The organism is Nioella sp. (assembly GCF_964229645.1).
GTDB lineage: Bacteria > Pseudomonadota > Alphaproteobacteria > Rhodobacterales > Rhodobacteraceae > Nioella.
Window position 1 is genome coordinate 1 of record NZ_CAXREX010000084.1, and the last position, 16,990, is coordinate 16,990.

Annotated in this window: 21 protein-coding genes; all 21 read right to left on the bottom strand. The window is 64.3% G+C overall.

What is annotated here, in order from left to right; all coding sequences use genetic code 11:
* On the bottom strand, nucleotides 1-969 hold a 969-nt coding region (nuoH, locus tag ACEQXV_RS05705), incomplete at its 3' end, for an NADH-quinone oxidoreductase subunit NuoH (protein ID WP_370268260.1).
* A 6-nt stretch (nucleotides 970-975) separates the two neighbouring features.
* Nucleotides 976-1,323 carry a hypothetical protein gene (locus ACEQXV_RS05710; RefSeq protein ID WP_370250970.1) on the bottom strand — a complete coding sequence of 116 codons (348 nt, stop codon included), beginning with the start codon at nucleotides 1,321-1,323 and terminating at the stop codon, nucleotides 976-978.
* 75 nt (nucleotides 1,324-1,398) lie between these two features.
* On the bottom strand, nucleotides 1,399-3,408 hold the full coding sequence (gene nuoG / locus ACEQXV_RS05715) for an NADH-quinone oxidoreductase subunit NuoG (RefSeq protein WP_370250965.1): 2,010 nt from the start codon (nucleotides 3,406-3,408) through the stop codon (nucleotides 1,399-1,401).
* Between the two features lie 242 nt (nucleotides 3,409-3,650).
* Nucleotides 3,651-4,055, bottom strand: a complete 405-nt coding sequence (locus ACEQXV_RS05720) for a DUF5333 domain-containing protein (protein WP_370250966.1) — start codon at nucleotides 4,053-4,055, stop codon at nucleotides 3,651-3,653.
* Nucleotides 4,056-4,187: 132 nt separating this feature from the next.
* Nucleotides 4,188-4,481, bottom strand: coding sequence for a hypothetical protein (locus ACEQXV_RS05725; RefSeq protein ID WP_370268261.1), 294 nt, complete (start codon nucleotides 4,479-4,481; stop codon nucleotides 4,188-4,190).
* Nucleotides 4,482-4,612: 131 nt separating this feature from the next.
* Nucleotides 4,613-5,098, bottom strand: a complete 486-nt coding sequence (locus tag ACEQXV_RS05730; RefSeq protein WP_370268263.1) for a hypothetical protein — start codon at nucleotides 5,096-5,098, stop codon at nucleotides 4,613-4,615.
* A gap of 265 nt (nucleotides 5,099-5,363) precedes the next feature.
* A complete protein-coding gene (nuoF, locus tag ACEQXV_RS05735) occupies nucleotides 5,364-6,665 on the bottom strand; it encodes an NADH-quinone oxidoreductase subunit NuoF (protein ID WP_370252039.1) in 1,302 nt (433 codons plus the stop codon).
* A gap of 2 nt (nucleotides 6,666-6,667) precedes the next feature.
* Nucleotides 6,668-6,898 carry a DUF5337 domain-containing protein gene (locus ACEQXV_RS05740; RefSeq protein WP_370252038.1) on the bottom strand — a complete coding sequence of 77 codons (231 nt, stop codon included), beginning with the start codon at nucleotides 6,896-6,898 and terminating at the stop codon, nucleotides 6,668-6,670.
* A gap of 151 nt (nucleotides 6,899-7,049) precedes the next feature.
* Complete coding sequence (locus ACEQXV_RS05745; protein WP_370268264.1) at nucleotides 7,050-7,631, bottom strand: hypothetical protein; 582 nt, start codon at nucleotides 7,629-7,631, stop codon at nucleotides 7,050-7,052.
* Nucleotides 7,632-7,673: 42 nt separating this feature from the next.
* Nucleotides 7,674-8,372, bottom strand: a complete 699-nt coding sequence (locus ACEQXV_RS05750; protein ID WP_370268265.1) for an NADH:ubiquinone oxidoreductase — start codon at nucleotides 8,370-8,372, stop codon at nucleotides 7,674-7,676.
* A gap of 81 nt (nucleotides 8,373-8,453) precedes the next feature.
* Entirely contained in the window at nucleotides 8,454-9,131 is a 678-nt protein-coding gene (locus ACEQXV_RS05755) for a methyltransferase domain-containing protein (RefSeq protein ID WP_370252034.1), read from the bottom strand.
* A 149-nt stretch (nucleotides 9,132-9,280) separates the two neighbouring features.
* The gene (gene nuoE / locus ACEQXV_RS05760) at nucleotides 9,281-10,348 is read right to left on the bottom strand and encodes an NADH-quinone oxidoreductase subunit NuoE (RefSeq protein ID WP_370268266.1); all 1,068 of its coding nucleotides are present in this window, start codon (nucleotides 10,346-10,348) and stop codon (nucleotides 9,281-9,283) included.
* Nucleotides 10,348-10,716: a DUF4267 domain-containing protein gene (locus ACEQXV_RS05765; RefSeq protein ID WP_370252033.1), complete on the bottom strand. Its 369-nt coding sequence runs from the start codon at nucleotides 10,714-10,716 to the stop codon at nucleotides 10,348-10,350. The genes nuoE and ACEQXV_RS05765 overlap by 1 nt, the downstream gene beginning before the upstream one ends.
* Entirely contained in the window at nucleotides 10,713-11,933 is a 1,221-nt protein-coding gene (locus ACEQXV_RS05770) for an NADH-quinone oxidoreductase subunit D (RefSeq protein ID WP_370268268.1), read from the bottom strand. Before ACEQXV_RS05770 ends, ACEQXV_RS05765 begins: the two co-directional genes overlap by 4 nt.
* The gene (locus tag ACEQXV_RS05775; protein ID WP_370268269.1) at nucleotides 11,933-12,802 is read right to left on the bottom strand and encodes a sulfotransferase; all 870 of its coding nucleotides are present in this window, start codon (nucleotides 12,800-12,802) and stop codon (nucleotides 11,933-11,935) included. Before ACEQXV_RS05775 ends, ACEQXV_RS05770 begins: the two co-directional genes overlap by 1 nt.
* A gap of 7 nt (nucleotides 12,803-12,809) precedes the next feature.
* Complete coding sequence (locus ACEQXV_RS05780) at nucleotides 12,810-13,424, bottom strand: NADH-quinone oxidoreductase subunit C (protein ID WP_370268271.1); 615 nt, start codon at nucleotides 13,422-13,424, stop codon at nucleotides 12,810-12,812.
* Between the two features lie 27 nt (nucleotides 13,425-13,451).
* Nucleotides 13,452-13,976: an NADH-quinone oxidoreductase subunit B family protein gene (locus ACEQXV_RS05785; RefSeq protein WP_071688479.1), complete on the bottom strand. Its 525-nt coding sequence runs from the start codon at nucleotides 13,974-13,976 to the stop codon at nucleotides 13,452-13,454.
* Entirely contained in the window at nucleotides 13,976-14,341 is a 366-nt protein-coding gene (locus ACEQXV_RS05790; protein ID WP_370250801.1) for an NADH-quinone oxidoreductase subunit A, read from the bottom strand. Before ACEQXV_RS05790 ends, ACEQXV_RS05785 begins: the two co-directional genes overlap by 1 nt.
* Nucleotides 14,342-14,591: 250 nt before the next feature.
* Nucleotides 14,592-15,374: a crotonase/enoyl-CoA hydratase family protein gene (locus ACEQXV_RS05795; RefSeq protein WP_370250800.1), complete on the bottom strand. Its 783-nt coding sequence runs from the start codon at nucleotides 15,372-15,374 to the stop codon at nucleotides 14,592-14,594.
* Between the two features lie 3 nt (nucleotides 15,375-15,377).
* A complete protein-coding gene (locus tag ACEQXV_RS05800) occupies nucleotides 15,378-16,232 on the bottom strand; it encodes a hydroxymethylglutaryl-CoA lyase (RefSeq protein WP_370268272.1) in 855 nt (284 codons plus the stop codon).
* Complete coding sequence (locus ACEQXV_RS05805) at nucleotides 16,232-16,891, bottom strand: glutathione S-transferase family protein (RefSeq protein ID WP_370268273.1); 660 nt, start codon at nucleotides 16,889-16,891, stop codon at nucleotides 16,232-16,234. The genes ACEQXV_RS05800 and ACEQXV_RS05805 overlap by 1 nt, the downstream gene beginning before the upstream one ends.
* Nucleotides 16,892-16,990 lie beyond the last annotated feature (99 nt).

Sequence of the window (16,990 nt, forward strand, 5' to 3'; positions counted from 1 at the left end):
CACCACCCAGGCCAGCGACAGCGGCAGGAACACTTTCCAACCGATGCGCATCAGCTGGTCGTAGCGGTAGCGCGGGGTGATCGCCTTCACCATGGCGAAGATGAAGAAGAAGAAGGCCATCTTGCCGACCATCCACAGCACGCCATCGGGCAGACCCGGGATCGGGCTCAGCCAGCCGCCGAAGAAGAGCAGCGTGACAAGCGCGCACATCAGGAAGATGGCGATGTATTCACCGGCCATGAACAGCAGGAAGGGCGTTGCCGAATATTCCACCTGGTAGCCCGCCACCAGTTCCGATTCCGCCTCTGGCAGGTCGAAGGGCGGGCGGTTGGTTTCGGCGAGGGCCGAGATGAAGAACAGGAAGACCATCGGGAAGTGCGGCAGCCAGTACCAGCTGAAGAAGCCGTAATCGCCATCCTGCGCGCGCACGATGTCCGAGAAGTTGAGCGAGCCGGTCGAGATCACCACGCCGATGATGATGAGGCCGATCGAGACCTCGTAGGAAATCATCTGCGCGGCCGAGCGCAGCGAGCCCAGGAACGGATATTTGGAGTTCGAGGCCCATCCGCCCATGATCACGCCGTAGACCTCCAGCGAGGAAACGGCAAAGACATAAAGAATGGCGACGTTAAGGTCCGCCAGCACCCAGCCATCGTTGAAGGGGATCACTGCCCAAGCAATCATCGCCAGCACGAAGCTGGTCATCGGTGCCAGGATGAACACGGGCTTGTCAGCGCCCGCCGGGATCACCACTTCCTTGATCACGTATTTCAGCGCGTCGGCCACCGATTGCAGCAGGCCGAAGGCGCCCACCACGTTGGGGCCGCGCCGCATCTGGACCGCCGCCCAGATTTTCCGGTCGCCATAGACCAGGAAAAGCAGCGAGATCATCACGAATGCGATCACCGCAAGGCATTGCGCGACGATAATCAGCGCGATGCCGGGAGTGGTTGTAAAGAATTCAGCCATTGTTCCTCACACCGTCGGTATGCCTTGCTCGGCGCAGTCTGCGACAACCACTTCGGCGTCGATCGTCTGCAATCCCTGGGGGAGCGCCGGTGACACGGTGTAAACCGCATCTGCCTGCCAAAGGCCAGCCTCTTCCTGCACATTTGTGCGGACATGTCGCGCAAATCCGTAGCCCCGGATCAGCGTGTACTGAGCTGCTGCACATTCGGCGTATTCCGCCACGTCCCCGTGTCCTCTTGCCCCGCGCATTTCCACGCGGAAATTCACCAGATCTTCATCGAGGAGTCGGGTCTCGACCCCCAGATACTCAAACTGCGCCGTCGCCCCGGACCGGGAGGCCGGCTGGTCGGACATGCAGCCCGACAGCGCCAGCACGACAACGGCACCGCCCGCGAGGGGCCGGAAGGGAAACCCGCCCGGCACCGCCGCTTATTCCGCCGCGATCGCGGCCTCTGACCGGGCCTTCGCGGCCGCGCTCAGTTCGGCCATCAGGGCCGAGGCGCGGGCGATCGGGTTGGTCAGGTAGAAGTCCTTCACCGCCGGGACGAAATCGGCATCGGCCGGCGCGCGCAGCTCCAGCGGCTGCGGATCGTTGACCGGAACCTGGTCGATCATCGCCAGGTGCGGCACGGCATCGACCAGTGCACGGCGCAGGGCCGCGAGCGAGTCGTAGGGCAGAGCCTGCCCCAGTTCCGCCGACAGCGCCCGCAGGATCGCCCAGTTTTCCTTGGCCTCGCCGGGGGCAAAGCCCGCGCGCATGGCCAGTTGGGGGCGCCCCTCGGTGTTCACGAAAAGCCCGTTTTCCTCGGTATAGGCCGCAGCGGGCAGGATCACGTCGGCGCGGTGCGCGCCACGGTCACCATGGCTGCCCTGGTAGATCACGAAGGGACCCTCGGCGATGTCCACCTCGTCGGCACCAAGGCTGTAGATCACCTCTGCGCCCTCGATCGCGGCGGCCATGCCGCCCTCGGTCACGGCGTTCACATCCATCGCGCCCACGCGGGCCGCCGCTGTGTGCAGAACCAGCAGTTTCGCACCGCAGCCCTCGGCATAGGCCATCGCCTGGCTCAGCACCGCTTCGCCATCGGCTTCGCGCAGGGCGCCCTGGCCCACGATCACCACGGTGTCGGGCTTGGCCTCGACCTTGGCAACCAGGTCGGTCAGTGCCTTCCGCGACGCGCCGAAGTGGTAGTAGTCATAGGTCAGGTCGGCGGGCTGTCCGATCAGGCCCACGCGCGCACCGTTCAGCCAGGCCTTGCGGATTCGCGCATTCAGAACCGGCGCTTCATCCCGCGGGTTGGTGCCAATCAGCAGGATCGTCTTGGCCGAGTCGATATCCTCGATCGTCGCGGTGCCCACATAGGCACCACGGTTGCCCGCAGGCAGGCGCGCGCCATCGGTGCGGCATTCGACGTTGCCGCCCTGCCCTTCCACCAGCTGCTTGAGCGCGAAGGCCGCTTCCACCGGGGCGAGATCGCCCACGAGCCCGGCCACCTTCTTGCCCTTCATGGCGGTGGCGGCGGCAGTCAGAGCCTCGGGCCAGCTGGCTTTGCGCAGCTTGCCGTTCTCACGGATGTAGGGCGTGTCCAGCCGCTGGCGGCGCAGGCCGTCCCACACGAAGCGGGTCTTGTCGGAAATCCATTCCTCGTTCACGCCGTCATGGTTGCGGGGAACGATGCGCTTGACTTCGCGGCCCTTGGTATCGACCCGGATGCTGGATCCGAGCGCGTCCATCACGTCGATGGTCTCGGTCTTGGTCAACTCCCACGGGCGGGCGGTGAAGGCATAGGGTTTCGAGGTCAGGGCACCGACCGGGCAAAGGTCGATGATGTTGCCCTGAAGGTTCGAATCGAGCGTCTGGTTGAGGTAGCTCGTGATCTCGCTGTCTTCGCCACGACCGGTCTGGCCCATCTGGTGAATGCCGGCGACCTCGGTGGTGAAACGCACGCAGCGGGTGCAGCTGATGCAGCGCGTCATCGCGGTCGAGACAAGCGGGCCGAGATTGAGATCTTCGCTGGCGCGCTTGGGCTCGCGGTAGCGCGAGAAGTCGACGCCGTAGGCCATGGCCTGATCCTGAAGGTCGCATTCACCGCCCTGGTCGCAGATCGGGCAATCGAGCGGGTGGTTGATGAGCAAGAACTCCATCACCCCTTCGCGCGCCTTCTTGACCATGGGCGAATTGGTTTTCACCACCGGGGGTTGGCCTTCCGGACCGGGGCGCAGGTCGCGCACCTGCATCGCGCAGGAGGCCGCGGGCTTCGGCGGTCCACCGACCACTTCCACAAGGCACATCCGGCAGTTGCCAGCGATCGACAGGCGCTCGTGGTAGCAGAAGCGCGGAACCTCGATTCCAGCCTCTTCACAGGCCTGGATCAGCGTCATCGCCGGATCCACTTCGATCTCTTTGTCGTCGATGATGATTTTGCGTAGCTCGGTCATGCTTCACCCTTGCGCGTCGCGAGGTCCGGTTGGCGGCGTGTCTACCGCAAGCTTGCCGCGGATACACGCGGAAATTTGCCTGGCCCCCTAGTGCCGCGATTGGCCCGGATATGCAACGCGGCAAAGACCTTTTTCAAGCACATACCACGGTATACCGAGCGGTTTGCCCGCGCCCAATGCGCGCATGCCCGCCTTTTCGGGGCGGGCATGGGTCAAAGCTTCTAGGATCATTGAAAGGTTGTCTAATGCAACAGTCGCCCGACCGGGGTGCGATCTGCGATCTCCTGGCGCCCGACGCGGCACGCGCCCTCGACATCTTCCTCCGATGTCACGCCATTTTGCGCGAAATAGGCCCGCGCGAGGTTGAAGTAGCGCTCCCGCTCGGTTTCGTCGTCGATATAGGCGCGCAACTCGTCGCGCGAATACCCAAGTGACATGGCATGCCGCGCCAGGCCGATCATGAAGCTCATCGACGCGATGGATCGCGCCTCGATATCGGGGCAGGTTTCGTGGATATGCGCACCGATGGTGATGACCAGCAGGCCATTGTGAACCCGCTCATCCTCGCGCAGCGCATCCCACTGGTCGGCCTGCGCGGGAAGCGCGGCCAGGATCATCAATCCGATCGTGCTCAGGAAAGTCTTCATTCTGGGGCAGAGCCTTTGCAATCACGTGAAGAATGCCCAGAAAGTGAGGCCGCCTGCGCTGATATTCAATATCAAGCGGCATCACGCCTGCGCCATGGGCTTCGATCCGCCGATTCCCCCGGCAAACCCGGGTTAGATCCGCACACCCCAAAGCGCGATGATCGCGTAAACCACCAACACAACGAACGTCAGCCCAAGGGTGGTGTAGATCGCAGCTTCCAGTTTTTCGGGGGTATTGAGCACAAGCATCACCATGCCTGCCACCAATGACCCCATCACGAGGCCGAGGATCGAGCCGCCGATCCCCCAGGTATATCCAAGCCAGATCCCCGCCGCCGCCAGCGTCAGGAAGACCGACATCATCCAGATTCGATAGAATCCGACCAGAAGCGGCCGCTCACCGCCATGCACTCTTTGATCTGTCACTGCCGCCTCCTGAGGAATGTCCCCACGCCCTGCTTCGGGCCTATCTTTTGATGGCAAAATATCCCTTTAGGCGGGTTTCATCAATGGTTTGAGCGACCGTGAGGAACCTTGCGTCGCCTTTGGGACACGATCTAGTAGCAATAGCCGAGCGGATCATCCTCGATGATCCTCTGAACGGTTTCCCGGAAGCGCTGCGAATAGAGCGCCGGGTCAAAGTCGTCGCCCAGGTAGAAGCCGCAGTGAAACGCGATCTGAATCTCGGCGATATTGACCCAGGCATCAATCTCGGGGACATGGGCGAAGATCTCTTCGAATGTCTGGTTCATCAGGTTGACATACCAGAAGTAGCGTTCGTTCTCGATCGGGGTGGCGTCGCGCTCCAGCAGGTCCGGGCGTGACACTTCGGGATTGTTCATGGAGATCACCAGGAACTCCCGATATGCGGCCCGAGCGCCCCGCTCGTTCTCGATTTGCCATTGCTGGTTGAATTGCCAGAAGGCAACAAGCCCCGCAATGACGGCCAGAAGGATGCGCGTCAGGTCAGCGAAGGATGCAATCCCGTTGCGTTCGCGCGTCAGCCACCCTGTGCGCGGCGGCGTGGTGTCAGTGTCGGTCATGCTCGTCCCCCCAAACTCGTGCAGTGGCGGTGCGGCAAGTCAGGTGGGCAGAATGAGGCGTCGACACCCGGGGCGAACCTGTCGACTGATCCGCCGGGGCCAAGGGGCGCAAAGGCCAGAAATGACGTCATCAAACACTCCGAATACGCGCACTCCACACAATGGGGTCAGCCTATCTGGCCATCCCCGCCATGTTCAAGCTTGGGCTTACAGAAAGAAAAAGGGCCCCGAAGGGCCCTTGGTCAATACCGCTTGAAACGCGCGATCATTCAGCTGCGACCGCCGCGCTGACGCGGCCTGCCTTCTGCGCCTTGATCCGATCCTCGATTTCGTCGCGGAAGTTGCGAATGAGACCCTGGATCGGCCAGGCTGCCGCGTCGCCAAGGGCGCAGATCGTATGCCCTTCCACCTGCTTGGTGACCTGGAACAACATGTCGATCTCTTCCAGCTCCGCCTCGCCGCGCACCAGGCGATCCATCACGCGCATCATCCAGCCGGTGCCTTCGCGGCAAGGCGTGCACTGGCCACAGCTTTCGTGCTTGTAGAACTTCGACAAGCGCCAGATTGCCTTGATGATATCGGTCGACTTGTCCATGACGATCACCGCCGCCGTGCCGAGGCCCGATTGCAGATCGTTGCGCAGGTAGTCGAAATCCATGATCGCATCGCGCATGTTTTCACCGCGCACGCAAGGCACGGAAGAGCCGCCCGGAATCACGGCAAGCAGGTTGTCCCAGCCCCCGCGGATGCCGCCGCAGTGTTTCTCGATCAGCTCCTCGAAGCTGATCGACATGGCCTCTTCCACCACGCAAGGGTTGTTCACGTGACCGGAGATGGCAAAGAGCTTGGTGCCCGCGTTGTTGGGGCGGCCGAAGCCCGCGAACCATTCCGCGCCCCGGCGCAGGATGGTCGGAACAACGGCGATGGATTCGACGTTATTCACCGTGGTCGGGCAGCCATAGAGCCCCGCACCCGCCGGGAAAGGCGGCTTCATCCGGGGCATGCCCTTCTTGCCTTCGAGGCTTTCGATGAGCGCGGTTTCCTCGCCGCAGATATAGGCCCCTGCCCCGTGGTGCAGGTAAAGGTCGAAATCCCAGCCCGAGCCAGCGGCGTTCTTGCCCAGAAGGCCCGCGTCATAGGCTTCGTCAATCGCGGCCTGCAGCGCCTCGCGCTCGCGGATGTATTCGCCGCGGATGTAGATGTAGCTGGCATGCGCGCCCATGGCGAAGGAGGCAATCAGCGCCCCCTCGATCAGCGTGTGCGGGTCGTTGCGCATGATTTCCCGGTCCTTGCAGGTGCCGGGTTCGGATTCGTCGGCGTTAATGACCAGGTAGGACGGGCGGCCATCCGATTCCTTGGGCATGAAGGACCACTTCAGGCCAGTCGGGAAGCCGGCACCGCCGCGCCCGCGCAAGCCCGAAGCCTTCATGATCTCGACGATCTTGTCCCGGCCCAGGCCGATCAGGTCCTTGGTGCCGTCCCAGTGGCCGCGCGCCTTGGCGCCCGCAAGATCGCGGTCATGCATGCCGTAGATATTCGTAAAGATCCGGTCTTTGTCCTGAAGCATCCTCAGTCCCTTTCTGCGCGGCGGGCTTGCCAGACCTGATACGTCACGATCAGGGCCCAGACCAGAGCCGCAATTGCCGCAAGGTCGAACAGAAACACGAACCGCACCGGAAGGCCAAGCTGGCCGCCCAGAAGCTGCGCCCCCATCCAAAGCACCATGGTCGCGGCCATGACGCTGGCGGCGATACGGGCCTTGCGGGCCTGGGGGGGAACGTTCCGGGGGGCTTCTGGCATTCGGGCCGGCCTCGGGTCGCGGTTGGTTTGGCTCCGTTTACGGCGCGCGCGGGGTCATGTCCACCACCGCTTTGGGGGAAAACCCCATTCGCCGCATGTAAAAAACCGCGCCGGAGGGAACCGGCGCGGTTTGACTTGCTTTCTGGCAGGCTCAGAGCAGCGCCTTTGCCCCGCTCACCAGATCGAAGCGGGCGCAATTGCGCTTGAAACCCGGCAGGTGCTGGTCGAGCCAGGCGATCCCGTTCTCGTCCAGACCGGCGATCTGGTCGAAATGGTAGATGCCGAACTCGTTGAGGCTGGCTTCCATCTTGGCGCCGATCCCCTTGACCAGTTTCAGGTCGTCCGCTTCGCCGCCGCGCGGGGCGTCGAGCAGCAGGGGCGACGGGTCCGCCTGCGGGGCCTCTTCGACCTCGGCCACTTCTTGCGCGGGGGCTTCGGCCTGTGCACCTTCAACCTCGGCCTTGACCTCGATCTCGCCAGGGGCGGCCACGGGTTCCACCACGCTCAGAACCGGGGCCTCGACCACGGGGGCCGCGTCGAGATTGTCGGCGGCGGCCTCGGTCTTGTCGATGGCGCGGGCCATGGCCGACCAGAACACCATCGGTGCCGAAAGGCCGAGCGTCCAGCTCTGCACCGCAGCATTTCCGAAGAAGGCGGCGGAGTAATTGGCGGCGGCCAGAAGGTTATTGCGCGCCGCGACCGACCCGAGCCAGATGTCGTCTGCAAGTTTCATGTCGGTTGTCCTCTTGGATGGTCAAACACATCCTCCCGGACATCAATATACATCGCCTTCCTCAACTTTTCTTGAGAAATCCGTCTCTCCACCTGCGGCCAATAGCCCTGCCTGCGCAACCCAGTCGTCGCGGGTGACACGGCCCTTGAAGCCCTTGAGATTGTCATCCATCCAGGCCACTTCCGCAGGCCCCCAGGCTGCAACCTGATCGAAGTGATAGATACCGAGCGAGTGCAGCAATTGCTCCAGTTTCGGACCCACGCCCTTGATCTTTTTCAGGTCGTCCGGGCCACCCTCGCGCGCCGCTTCCATTGCCGCGGGCTGCACGGCATCACCTTCAGCGGCTGCAGGGGCAGGTGCGGGTTCAGGCTCCGGCGCGGGTTCAGGCTCCGGCGCAGGCTCGGGCTCTGCGGCGACCTCGGGTTCGGGATCGGGTTCCGGTGCAGGCTCCGGTTCAGCTGCGGCAACCGGTTCAGGTGCAGGCGCGGGGGTCGGGGCCGGCGCAGGTGGTGCGGCGGGCGCAGCAGGTGCCGAGGCCGAGGCCCCTGCCTCGCTGTCCACGCACAGAACCATGCGCAGCACGATCGTTCCCAGGATCGCCACCGCGATGCCCACGATCGCCGACATGATGAAGGTCCAATCGGCCCCCATCATGAGGAACAGAAACACGACAAGACCGACGATGATCCCGGCGATGAGGCAATTGGTATGGCAGCTGGAACTTGCCTGGTTGATAGACATGACTGAAATCCCCTTTCCTGTTTGCGGAAAAGTAGACACCAGCTTGACCCTTGCTGTGAAGGATTTTCTGTCCGAAAGAGGTTAGTCTTCGCCGCGAAGGTTGCGAATGCGCTGCCTTAAGATGCGAATGCGCTTGCGGTAATGCCAGTAGCCCACGGATGAGGCGGCGCGCGGAACGATGCGGTGTTCCTCCAGAAGCGGACTGATCTCGACCCCGTCCTTCACGTAAAGCAGCACGTTCTGCATCAGCCAGGGATGGGCGTGCTCGAAAGCGGCCATGCGGCGGCGGATCGGATCGAAGCAGGCATAGCCATGGGCTGCGAACATCTCGGCCCACTCGCCCTGGAAGCGCAGGTTGATATGCCCTGCCCCGCCCTGGTCGGGGATCCCTGCCGAAAAGAGCACAATATCAGAGAGGTTGCACAGATCCGCCACGAAGCTTTCCGAACGTTCCGGCAGCAGATGCTCGGCCACCTCGATCGTGGCGGCAAGGTCATAGCGCTTCCGCTCGGCATAGGGCAGGTTGAGGTCGGCAGTCCTGCGCGCCGATTTGGGGATCACGCTGTCTTCGAGCTTGACCCAGTCCCCGTCCACACCACGGATCGTGGCCCCGCGCGCCTTGCAGGCATTGAGGAAGAAACCCAGTCCACATCCCATGTCGATCACGGATGAGGGCTGGATGTAGCGCCAGAGGATATCGGCCATGACATCGGCATTGGCCTGGCGTTTGCCAGCCTGCTCCACATGGCTAGAGAACATACCATTGTAATCGTGAATCACACGCGCCTCCTGCTCTGCCCGTTTCCGGGTCCGGCAGAGGTTTGTCGGTGCCAGTCACCCCCTGTCCGGCCTATCGGGCGTTGGAACAGAGGGTGCCTTGATCACGGCGTGTTTTGAAGGCTTGCGGGTCAGTTCCCGGTCAGTTCGGTCGCTTGTGCGACCCAATTGTCACGTTCGATACGGCCCTTGAACTTCAGACGCGCATCGACCCATGCGATTTCAGACGGGCCCCAGGCCGCGATCTGGTCGAAATGCCAGAAGCCCATGGAGTTCAGAAGCTCTTCCAGCTTGGGGCCCACGCCCGAGATCTTCTTGAGATCGTCGGCCTCGCGGCCTTCGCGGGGGGCGCTCAGCAATTCGGGTTCAGCTTCTTCCACCTCGGCGGCGGGGGCCGGTGCGGGGGCTGCGGCGGGCTTGGCCTTGGCGGCAGGCTTGGCCTTTGCCTTCGGCTTGGCAGGCGCGGCGGCGGGGGTATCCTCCCCGCCCGACTGCTTGCCCCAAGGCGCCAGGAGCGGCACTTCGGTGCCGTCGATGCGCTTCACCGTGTCGCCGATATCGGCGGCCAGGCGGGCCGAGGCGTTCAGGCCATCGCGCCCGGCCTCGTGATCTTTCAGCGAGGTCAGCCCCGACAGCGGCTCGGACGCGTAGCGCCCGTTCTGCGGGCCCGGCGTCGGCACGCGGCCTGCGGCCAGCTCATCGAGGATCCAGGCGAATTTCTCGGCCGTCAGGTCCTCGTAGTAATCCTTGCCGATCTGAACCATCGGCGCATTCGCGCAGGCGCCAAGGCATTCCACCTCTTCCCAGCTGAACTTGCCATCGGACGACAGGTCATGCGCATTGGCCGCGATCTTGTCCTTGCAGACGGCGATCAGGTCTTCGGCGCCGCAGATCATGCAGGACGTGGTGCCGCAGACCTGCACATGCGCGACCGAACCCACGGGCTGAAGCTGGAACATGAAGTAGAAGGTCGCCACTTCCAGCGCGCGGATATACTGCATCCCCAGCATATCGGCCACGGCCTCGATCGCGGGCTTGGACAACCAGCCTTCCTGTTCCTGCGCGCGCCACAGAAGCGGGATCACAGCCGATTGCGCACGGCCCTCGGGATACTTGGTGATCTGCGCCTCGGCCCAGGCCTGGTTGGCGGGCGTGAAGGCGAAGCTTTCGGGCTGGTCATGGTAGAGGCGGCGAAGCATTAGCTGGCTCCTTCGGTCACGCGGGCGGCAGTGGCGACGGCAAGGGCCACCACCGACAACACGCCCGAAATCGTGTGTTTCATATGCGGATACCCGGCGCGGGCATAGATCAGGCCATCGGCAAAGCCCATGAAGGCGCAGACGGCGAAGAAGGCGATCAGGACGTTGAGATCCCCGTAGAGGGTGAAGACCAGCGCCAGCACCGCGAAAGCGGTATAGCGGTCGGCCATGACGGTGGGCAGCTTCTCGATACGATGCGTGGTCTGCTCCAGCCCGCGCTGAGGGTCGGACCAGAAGGCCCAGGCCAGCGCGGCCAGGATCAGGACGGTCACCCCGCCGCAGATCGTCGTGAGAAGCGAAAGGCTCACCGGTCGATCTCTCCGAACACCACGTCCATCGTGCCGATGATCGCGGCCACGTCGGCCAGCTGGTGGCCCTTGGCGACATGGTCCATCGCCTGAAGGTGCAGATAGCCCGGCGCGCGCAGCTTGGCCTTGTAGGGCTTGTTGCTGCCATCGGCCACGAGGTAGACGCCGAATTCGCCCTTGGGGGCCTCGACCGCGGCATAGACCTCGCCTTCGGGCACGTGGAAGCCCTCGGTGTAAAGCTTGAAATGGTGAATGAGTGCCTCCATCGAGGTCTTCATGTCACCACGCTTGGGCGGCGTCAGCTTGCCACGGGCCAGGATGTCGCCCTGACCTTCCGGCGCGCGCAGCTTGGCAATCGCCTGGTGGATGATCGAGATCGACTGGCGCATCTCTTCCATGCGGACGAGGTAGCGGTCATAGCAGTCGCCGTTCTTGCCCACGGGGATCTGGAACTCGAACTCGTCGTAGCATTCGTAGGGCTGCGCACGGCGCAGGTCCCAGGCCAGCCCCGATCCGCGCACCATGACGCCGGAAAAGCCCCAGTCGAGGATCTCTTCTTCCGTCACCACGCCGATATCGGCATTGCGCTGCTTGAAGATGCGGTTTTCGGTCAGCAGGCCGTCGATATCGGCCAGCACGTTGGGGAAATGGTTGGCCCATTCCTCGATATCGTCGATCAGCGCGGGCGGCAGGTCCTGGTGCACGCCGCCGGGCCGGAAATAGGCCGCATGCAGGCGCGCGCCGCAGGCGCGTTCGTAGAACACCATCAGCTTCTCGCGTTCCTCGAAGCCCCAGAGCGGCGGCGTCAGAGCGCCCACGTCCATGGCCTGCGTGGTGACGTTCAGCAGGTGGTTCAGGATGCGCCCGATCTCCGAGTAGAGCACGCGGATCAGGCTGGCGCGGCGCGGCACCTCCACCCCCGTCAGCTTCTCGATCGCCAGGCACCAGGCATGTTCCTGGTTCATCGGCGCCACGTAGTCGAGCCGGTCCAGGTAGGGCAGGTTCTGCAGGTAGGTGCGCGATTCCATCAGCTTCTCGGTCCCGCGATGCAGCAGGCCGATATGCGGGTCGCAACGTTCCACGATCTCGCCGTCCAGCTCCAGCACCAGGCGCAGCACGCCGTGGGCCGCCGGGTGCTGCGGTCCGAAGTTGATGTTGAAGTTCCGGATCTTCTGTTCGCCCGTCAGGGCGTCTTCGAAGCCTTTGCCGCCATCCATCATGCCAGCGCCTCCATGTTATCCGTCCAGCGGGCAGGCAGCGGACCCATCCGGGTCTCTACCGCCGCGTATTGAGGGGCAAGCCACGCCATCGCGCGGGCGCGCTGCGCCTCGGTCATCTGCAAGTCTTCCCCGGCCAGAACACGGGCCTCGGTCCTGGCCGGGCACTCGGCAATGCCGAGAAAGCCGCACAGCCGGGCCAGCGTATCGGGCTGGAAGAGCGTTTCGTAAAAGGCCGTGAAGACCTTGGCGGGATCGACCGCGGCATCGAGCCGTGCCAGGGTGCCCGCGTAGTCGCTGCGCGCGGCCATCGTCTGGTCCTGCCCGCCAAGCACCTTGTCCAGAAGCGTGCCAGCCGTCGCCGCAAGCGCCCCGCCCTTGCGGGACGCGGCCATGCGGATGTTGGACCAGAGCCGGTCCAGCGGGTCACGCATCAGGAACACGAAACGGGTCACCGGCGCCAGCCCCGCCATGCGGGCAAGGCTCGCCTCACCAAGCGTCGCGTAGGCCGGGGTGATGTCACCCACCACGCGCGCGTCGCCTGCCCCGTCCGCCAGGAACCGGGCATAGGCCGCATCGTCCTGCCCGCGGGCGATCACGTCGAGCCAGCGGTCATAGGCGCGGATCTCCCGGCGCAGGCGGCGGTCAAGCCGGTCGTCGCCCGTGGGCAGACGGTCGGCGCGGCGGGCACGTTCCCGCGTCATCCGCGCGACCTGCCGGTCGAATTTGCCGGTTTCGCAGGTATCGAAATAATGCAGCTCCTTGACCGCCGGCAGGCGGACCTCGGGATGCGCGGCGAGATAACGGTAAAGCCAGGTGGTGCCTGCCTTCGCCGCGCCGATCCCGAAAAGGAGGGTTGCGTTCGTCATGCCCGGATCAGCCCTTCGCGGCCTCGGGTTTCTCGTCGCCGGGCAGGATATACTCGGCGCCTTCCCAGGGGCTCATGAAATCGAACTGGCGGTAGTCCTGCACCAGCTTCACCGGCTCGTAGACCACGCGCTTGAGCGCCTCGTCATAGCGCAGCTCGGTATAGCCGGTGGTCGGAAAATCCTTGCGCAGCGGATGACCGCGGAAGCCGTAGTCGGTCAGGATGCGGCGCAGGTCCGGGTGACCAGAGAACAGGATGCCATACATGTCGTAGGTTTCCCGCTCGAACCAGTTGGCCGCCGGGTAGACGCCGGTGATCGAGGGGACCACGTCGTCTTCGCGCACGGCGCATTTTACCCGGATGCGGTGGTTTTGATACATCGACAGGAAATGCCAGACCACGTCGAAGCGCTTGTCGCGGCTCGGGTAGTCGACGGCGGTGATGTCGACGAGGGTGGAAAACTTGCACGCCTGGTCGGACTTCAGGAAATCCATGAAGGCCGGGATCGAGGCCAGCGTGATTTCCACGTTCAGTTCGCCATGGGCGATCTCGGTGGACAGGACGGCATCACCCTGCTTGAGGGTGATGACTTCGGCCAGTTCGCGCAGCGCGGTGTCACTCATGCGATGTCTCCTCGGGCCACGGGGGCCTTAGCGGGTAATGGTGCCGGTGCGGCGGATCTTGCGTTGCAGCTGAAGCAGGCCGTAAAGCAGCGCCTCTGCCGTGGGCGGGCAGCCCGGAACGTAAAGGTCCACGGGCACGATGCGGTCACAGCCACGCACAACCGAATAGCTGTAGTGGTAATAGCCGCCGCCATTGGCGCAGGACCCCATCGAGATCACGTAGCGCGGTTCCGGCATCTGGTCGTAGACCTTGCGCAACGCGGGTGCCATCTTGTTGGTCAGCGTGCCTGCCACGATCATCACGTCGGACTGGCGCGGGGAAGCGCGCGGCGCGATCCCGAAACGCTCGGCGTCGTAGCGTGGCATCGAGGTATGCATCATCTCGACCGCGCAGCAGGCCAGACCGAAGGTCATCCAGTGCAAGCTGCCGGTGCGCGCCCAGTTGATCAAGTCATCGGCGGTGGTCAGCAGGAAGCCCTTGTCCTGAAGCTCTGCATTCAGGGCGCGGGTGGCAACGTCCTTGTCCACACCGGCGGTGTTGGCGCTGGTCATCACTCCCATTCGAGGGCCCCCTTCTTCCATTCATAGGCAAAGCCGATGGTCAGCACGGCCAGGAAAATCATCATCGACCAGAAGCCCACGTCACTCAGCGTCGGGAAAGCCACGCCCCACGGGAAGAGGAACGCGATTTCCAGGTCGAAGATGATGAACAGGATCGAGACGAGGTAGAAGCGGACATCGAACTTCATCCGCGCATCGTCGAAGGCGTTGAAGCCGCATTCATAGGCCGAAACCTTTTCCGGGTCCGGGTTGCGCACCGCGAGGATCACGGCGGCGAGGATGAGAACGATCCCAAGCCCGATGGCAAGGGCGAGAAAGATCAGAACGGGCGCATATTCCCTGAGCAGGTCTTCCAAGGCTGGCTCCTTCGGCTCGCGGGCGCCGGGATGCGGCGCGGGTCTCGCTCTCGCACGGGGAAAATCACCGCGCGGAGTCTGACCGCTGTTTATGCGCGTGCCGCGCGGGGGTCAACCGAGCCCGAGCGTGTCACGAGCGCTCACCTGCGGAAAAAACGGGCTTTGGGCGGCGGCGCGGTGTCGCGGTGTGCAATTGTGCACCATCCGCGCCCGCAACCGGCCCTTTACCACCGACTCGGAGGGGGTAGGTTCAGCCCTGCTGCCAGCGCGGTTTGCGCTTCTCGAAGAAGGCCGACACGCCCTCGGGGCCTTCGTCGCTTTCCCAGGCATCGACAAGCGCCGCGATGGTCATGTCGACCACGGCGTCCGTGACGCGAGGCTCCAGCGCCGCGACCAGCGCCTTGGCCTTGGCAACGGCACCGGGGGCGCAGTTGAGATAGGGCGCAACCTCGGCCTCGATGGCGGCGTCCAGATCCGCGGCGGGCACCGCCCTGGCCAGCAGCCCGAGATCGACTGCCTCGGACGCCTCGAAAAGACGCGCAGACATGAAGACCCTGCGGGCCCGGCCCGCGCCCATGCGCGCAACCACGTAAGGCCCGATCGTGGCCGGGATCAGCCCAAGCCGCGTTTCCGTCAGGCCGAACTTGGCCCCTTCGACGCCCACGGCCACGTCGCAGACCGACATCATGCCGATTCCACCGCCGAAGGCCTGGCCCTGCACCCGGCCAATCAGCGGCTTGGGCATGCGGTCGAGCGCGCCCAGCATCTCGGCCAGCTTGCGCGCCTCGGCGGCGCGGGTGGCGGCATCGGCGGCCATCTGTTCCTTCATCCATCCGAGGTCGCCCCCGGCACAGAAACTGCGTCCGGCCCCGGTCAGCACCACGACGCGCACGGCCGGGTCGGCCCCGAGCCGCTTTGCCGCCTCGGTCAGCTCCGCGATCATCTGGGCAGACAGAGCGTTGTGCTTGTCCTCGCGCGCCAGCGTCAGCGTCGCGACCCCGCGCCCGTCCACGTCAATTCGGATCGTTTCCATCTCTCAGCCCTCCCGCATGGCCCGCGCCATCTGCGCGGCCTCGGCGATGATCGCCATGTTCAGCCCTGTCTCATAGCCAAGCTCAGCCACCCGCGCCGCAACGGCCTCAGTCGCGACATTCCCTTCCGCACCCGGCGCGTAGGGGCAGCCCCCGAGCCCGCCGACAGCGGCGTCGAAAACCCGCAGCCCGCGCGCCAGCGACACCTCGATATTGGCCAGCGCCCGCCCGGCGGTATCGTGGAAATGCCCGGCAAGTTCCTCGGGCGCGACCTCGTCGAGCACGGCAGCCAGCATTGCATCCACCGTTTCCGGACGGCCCTGCCCGATCGTATCGCCAAGCGAGATCTCGTAGCAGCCGATATTGCGCAAGGTCGCCGCCACGCGGGCCACGTCCGACGGTGCGGTCGGCCCGTCGAAGGGGCAGTCGGTCACGCAGGAGATATAGCCGCGCACCGGGATGCCATCGGCAATCGCCGCCTGTGCCACCGGCACGAAACGGGTGATGCTTTCCTCGATGGTCGCATTGATATTGGCCTTGGAAAACCCTTCCGAGGCCGAAGCGAAGATCGCGATCTCATCGGCCCTGGCCGCCTTCGCGCCCTCGTAGCCCTTCATGTTGGGGGTCAGAGCCGCATAGGACACGCCCGGCGCGCGGGTGATGCCCGCCAGCACGGCAGCAGAATCGGCCATCTGCGGCACCCATTTGGGGCTGACGAAGCTTGCCACCTCGATCCGGTGAAAGCCCGCCCGGCTGAGACAGTCGATCAGCGCGATCTTCTCCGACGTGGGAATTGGGCGCTTTTCGTTTTGCAGCCCGTCCCTCGGGCCGACCTCGAAGATTTCAACCGTCTCGGCCATCACGCGACCTCCCAGGGTTCGTAGAAATCGCGCGTGTAAAGTCTGGTATGCGCCTCGGTCGGGCGCGACAGCAGGAAACCGGGGCGTTCGGTGATACGTGCATACCACGCGGACAGCGCCGGGAACGGATCGAGCCGCGCGAAATGGCGCGCCATGTAGATCGCCTGCCCCACCGACACGTCGGCAGCCGAGAACCCGCCATCCAGCAGGTAATCGCGCCCCTCAAGCCGCCGCTCGAGGGCCTCGTAGCACTTGGCCAGGCGCTTGGCCTCCAGTTTCATCAGGACGGGGCTGCGCATGCTGTCCTCGTAGAGCATGATGTGCTGCTGCGTCAGGATCGCGCAATGCTGGCTGATGGTCTCGGAGAAATGCACCCAGATGAGCCATTGGGCGCGCTCGGGATGCCGGGGGGGGCGGCCAAGGCCGGGCTCGGGGAAGCGCTCGCACAGAAGCTCGGTGATGGCCCCGGTTTCCCACCAGCACTCACCGTCGATCTCCAGCGCGGGCACGCGGCCCGCCGGGTTCTTGGCCAGGTAATCGGCCGAACGCAGCGACTTGTCGAAGGGCCAGACCTGCAACTCGTAGGCCACGCCAAGCTCGTTGAGCAGCCACAGCGTGCGCATCGAGCGGCTTTGCGGCACGTGGTGCAGACGGATCATCGCGTGACCTCTCCGCCGGGGACAAGAATTTTCGAAAATTCTTGCCAAATTTCTTCGAAGAAATTTGCCCCGCTCATGCCTCGTCCTCCTCTTCCAGGC